Genomic DNA, 5,809 nt, shown 5'->3' with positions numbered 1-5,809 from the left:
TATTTCTTCTAGTACAGTGACAAATACAACTTCTGTAGCCACATTTCCATTGGTATCTTCAACCATGTAATTGACCCCATTTTCTTGTTCAACATTTGAACAATCAAAAACTATTGTATCAAGTCCTGTTTCAAAGTAGTAATCAACAATACCACAATTATCAACAGATCCATTTTCAACCATGTCAATAGTCAAAACCCCTGAACCTAAATCATCCAGATATACAGTTATATTTTGCTTTACATTGATTTTTGGAGCTTCTAAATCACTCACCACAATTTCAGCAAGTTCTGTAACAACTGTAGAATTGGAATCTGTTACTCTTACCTCATAATTTCCTTTAGATAAGTTTTCAAATAGGTTTGAACTAGTATTCGTAGCTATAAGGCTTCCATCCTTTAACAATTCAAATGTGAATGGACTGGTGCCTGCATTAGTTATTACTTCAAGTTTTCCATTACCGGCATCTACACAAGATTCATTAGTAATATTGATATCAATCCTGAAAATTTCCTCGAATTCAGCAATCACACTTTTATCAGAATCCATCGTAATAGTAATTTCACCCGATGATCCGGTTGCATCACCTAACCATTGTTTAAACGTCCATCCCACCGCTGGAACAGCCGTTAAGATTACTTCTGAATCAGGGTCAAAATTATTTTCGTTTGGACTTCTAGTTACTATTCCAGAACCTAGAATAGATGAAGTCAGAACAAATTGTAAATTTTCACAGTAGCCTTTGGTTATCGAGTTATCCTCTAGGTTATACTCGTAAGGATAGGCATCTATTATTTCTGCATATAACTCAAACGTATTACTTAAGACAGCAAATTCAAAAGAGGTAATCTCATTACTCTTAGGACCAACATTAACTTGTTTCCTTTCAATTTCCTGAAGTTCATCTCCAATTTTATGATACAAAATAAGAGTTCCCTCGGTGCCTATATCGCCTTCATTTCCAACAGTGATATCAGCAGAAATCAATTCTCCATTTTCAGGACAGTCCACACTTAAAACAATATCTTCGAAATACAGGTTTGGAGCGTCACCCACAAAAATTGAACGGGTCGCTATATTATTTTCTCTATTGGCATCATCCTGAACTTCTTCAACATCAATGATTGCCTCAAGGTTTTTCAAGCCTCCAATAGCACTGCTATAAGGTTGTGTAATGGCAACAGTCCCATCCTCTCCTGCAGCAACACCTGATACTAATACATCATCTCCCAGCTGTACTCCATCAACATTCAATCGGACTTTGAATGGTCCTGCTGGGACAACTCCAATATTATCAAAAGATACAAATACATTAACCTGTTCCTCTAAATCAGGATTGATCTTAGTTGGTGAAATATACGGTGGTAATACTCTTAAATCAGGGCCAGGTGTATTAATGGTGATTTGTCTTGAAAATGAATTATCACTTTCATTACATTCGGTAAAATCCCCTGTTTCATCCACTATTACTTTCAATGTAAAAGTACCTGCTTCAGTAAATATGTACGGAATAGACACCATGTTTCCATACCCCGAATAAGTTGTTGGCACTTCATCTATACTAGTCTCTCCTATTAAAACATCATCTAGGTAGAATCTGACATTCACATTATTAGGAATAAACAAACCAGTATTTTGAATATAGGTATAGAGGTTTTGAACAGTATAAACTTGAAATCCACCTCTCCAAACGCCCGAGATGGACCATATATTAGGTTTCAAATCAACACAAAGAGGCATTGACGCGGAATTATTAGACTCGGAGACTTCCGATATTTCTCCTAAGTTGTCCGTCACAAAACTTACCCTGTGATTGCCATAGGAAGCAATTTGAGTTGTAACCTGAATAGAATCAATTTCATTTTTTAGTAAGCCATCAGGGTAAGCTGAAGTTTCAGTTCTATCAACTCCATCTTCACTAATTGTGAATACATTTTCAAATGAACCAACTAAATCAGTAAAGCCCTTATTCAAGAATTTAGCCTGAATTGTAAAGTTTTCTCCTGGAATAGGGAGTTTTGGATTTACTGAAAGCAAATAATTAGAGGTTGCTAAATCAGGCTTTTTAGGTAAGTATTTAATGATTTTTGTAGTGGTGTTATCATCCTCATTTCCCTCTAAAATTTCGCCTGACCCAATGGGCTCATCCACCTTGACTACTATTTCATGATCCTCTGTGGTCGTGAATAGATTTGAAAGTGAGAAAGTACTAGCTCCACATTGATTGATCAACGGAACATCTCTTGAATCAAATAAAACACCGTCTAAATAAACATTGACATTTACCGTGGATTCTGTAGAAACCCCACCATCATTGTACACCCTTACTGTAAATTGATATGGATCTTCAAGGTTGAAAGTAGCATTCCCAAAAATAGAGGGCCTTAACTCAGGCGTTGAACTGTAATTTCTAAATCCTTTTTTTGAAGAATTATTATACTCAGAGACTTCTGAAACCTGATTGAAAGGGTCCACTTCAATTTCTAAAAAGCAAGTAGCATCGGAACAAGTATTGATGATACTAGGAATAGTAGTAAATGGATATTCAATGAATTCACCAGGATTCAGGGAGGTAACAACGAATTCTGCAAGGGATCCTTCGCAGGTACCGTACCTTACTACGAAATTCTCAGCTACAGCAGTTCCCGAATTGGTAACTTTAGCAGTACCCGAAACAGTCTCTCCACTCAGAAAATAATTTCTTGAGCCAAAATCTACAGAAATCTCTCCGACAAGATCTGGTAAAGGCGTAAAATCCGGGTTCTCCACAACCGAAATTGCTAAAGGACCAAACGGCTCTACGAATCTTCCGTCATCAACTTCCCCGCTTACAGTGTAATTTCCTGTAACAGGGAATCCTGAGAAAGTTGTACCAAAAGAACCCTGTGATGTTGTATAACTAGTTCGAACTCTTCCGTCACTAACCATCCATCTGACTAAAGCATTTTTTACTTTAGGAGTAACGGCGGGGTCTAATCCTGTAAAGGAAGCTAGGCCTGAGATTGTTACATTTTCACCTACGAAGTATGAAGATTTGTTAGTATTTGCAGAAACTGAAATTCCTTCCGGAAGTGCATAGAATCGAATCGCAAAGTTATTAAGTTCATTTTTCTCAAGTAAGTTTTGAGCAGAGTCAAGCACAACTTTGATTTCGTGAAAACCAGAATTTGTAAATGCATAATCAAAGGAATAATCGGTAGAAGACTGAGAGGTCACCGAAGTGATTTCATCCGTTTTTATTAAGGTTTGATCATCAAATATGTATATATCGAAATTCTCCGCCGGATAATCGGATGTATTGGTGATTTTGGCTGTTATCGTGAAGTTTTCTCCTAACGCAGGTTCATCATTGCTGAATAAAATATCATCTGCAAAAATTGCAATATCCAAGAAATCAGTAGTGACCAAAGGATTGTCACTAAACAATGGCAAACTAAAACAACCTCCAAGATTAGAAGCCTGAATCTGCGTATTCCAATTTGCATCATTTGTTAAGCCTGAAACTGTTACGGTATAAATTTTCCCATCTGTAACATCGTTATCCGCTACATCTTCTTCTATCATTGAATACTCAAGGGTTTCCAAAGCAGAACTCATGATCAATTTTGGATAACCTGAACCAGGAAGTAATCCATTAGCTTCAGAATATTTTACTCGGAATACAAAGTCGGTTTCGTTTGTACCTACTGTTGGTGAAACAAAATCACTTTCATACCCTTCATCCCCGACAAATTCTAAAGTTGGTATATCGGCAACTTCAACGGTAGAAAATAATTCAATTGAACAACCATTTTCATTTGTAACAATAACTGAATAATCTGTGGTTACTGTGGGATTAACGAAAATTGATGCTGAGGTAGCTCCATTGCTCCAGAGGTAAGAAGTTCCTCCAGTTGCAATAAGATTAGCTGATGTATTTTTACATATCGTCTGATCAGGAGTAACTGAAGCAACAATATCTTCAAAATGAGTTAGATTCTTTTCAGCACGGTCATTAATCGAGTTTTCATCTAAATCAACCAAATATCCTGCTATCAGATAATCTCCTTTTGAACTTAAGTCAGCTTTTTGGGTGAAAGTATAAATATAAACCTCACCTGGAGAAAGCACTAAACCTACTGGCAATGTCTCTTGGACAATCTCAGTTCCATTAATTGAATAAGCTAACACCAAATTTTCGGCGAAAGTCGTCCCTACATTTTCTATCTGAATAGAAACAGTCTCTTCTGATGTAAGTGCACAGTCCGACGAAGGATTAATTATCTCATTTACTGAAATATCCAATCCATTTACCGCAGTAAATTCCACTGCTCCTACACTGACAGGGATAGTTCTAGGGTTGTCTTGAATATCCGTAGCTACAATAGAAGTCAAATCAAATCCATTGGCTGCCAATGCTTCATTTTGTGGAACTAATTCCAAGCTTGAGAAAAAATCCGGGTTAACTGTAACTGAATTAAGATCCTGAGATGATGAACTTCGCCAAGAAGCTAAATTAGAATTAACCACACCTCCCCATAAACCAAGATTACTTCCGGAAGTAAATAGATTATTATAGTTACTTTCTTCTATTGCTGAAATTGCCAAGATCTTCAAGGCGTATCCTGTGCCTGATTGGAAAATGTTATTGATGAATTTATTATTTCCACCGCTAGAGGCATATTCCAATCCTGCTCCGGCAGATTGATTCCAAATGGAATTATGATAAAACTGAAGATAATTTGTATTGGATAAGTAAACTGCCCTATTAAGACCTTCAGAGTAAAAGAAATTATTATAAACCAAATTTGAAATAGAAGCTGCCCCGGCAATATTTACTAACCTTAAAGCATTTCCATTTCCACTAAAAACTCGGTTGTTTTTTATCAATAATCCTTCCGAAACATTCTCAACATAAATTGAAATCTGATTTTCATTAGAACTTGTATTAAGCGTATTCCCGATAATTTCAGGATTTAACTGATTATTGATATAAATACCTCTAAAGCCAATATCATTCAGTGTGTTCCCGCTGACACGAGTTCCTTCCATTCGATTATTGCTACCGTTGGATGACAAATAAACACCGTAAACCCCACCAATTATGGTATTATTTAAAATCCTGATATTTTGACCAAATGATGGGGCAATATCAAATACCTTCTTTAAGGTACTAGTTCCCGTTGAAATTGAGCTTTGTATTTTTAATCCCTCAAAAACTAAATCTGTTGCCCGATTTCTTACTTGAATCACTTGAGCTATTCCCGTATTTTCAAAGGTCAGATTCTTAAAAATAAAATGTTCAGCATTATCCAGTTTCAAGGTATAATCCACCGTATGGCTGATTACTACGAGGTTTGGATTTTCATTTGCTGATTCAAAACTAATTGTAAAATCTTCCGAACTTCCTGAAACTGAACCTAAATTAATCTGTCCATTATATGTGCCATCAGCAATTAAAAACCGAACAGCACCTACAATTCCATTCAATGTCAAAGCTTCAGAAGCCGCAGCAAATGATAAGAAATTTCTATCACCATTTCCTTCAGGGTCTAGCGTATAATCTCCTATTAAAGGTTCACCTTCTACCGCAAATTCATTTGCTCCGATACTAACCGGAGCTGTTCTAGGGTTACCATCAATATCCAAAGAAACAACTTGAGTAAGGTCAAACCCTGCTTCCGTCAAACTTATACTTTGAGCTAATAAATCGGTGTCTGAAACATATTGAGGATCTACATTGAAAGAATTTGCATCTCTAGAAGATAATCCTTGCCAAGCTGCAAGATCTCCAGCGTCCGTATTCCCCCATCTGGCCAGGTAAGTCCCA

The 5,809-nt window shown here is 36.6% G+C and carries 1 protein-coding gene; it reads right to left on the bottom strand.

Annotated features, from left to right (window positions below):
• Window positions 1-5,809 (bottom strand): CARDB domain-containing protein (locus tag AAGF08_RS20170; protein ID WP_343513247.1); only part of this gene is annotated, 5,809 nt, incomplete at both ends.

It is taken from the genome of Algoriphagus sp. SE2 (genome assembly GCF_039563885.1).
Lineage (GTDB): Bacteria > Bacteroidota > Bacteroidia > Cytophagales > Cyclobacteriaceae > Algoriphagus.
This window is presented reverse-complemented; position numbering and strand designations above follow the sequence as displayed.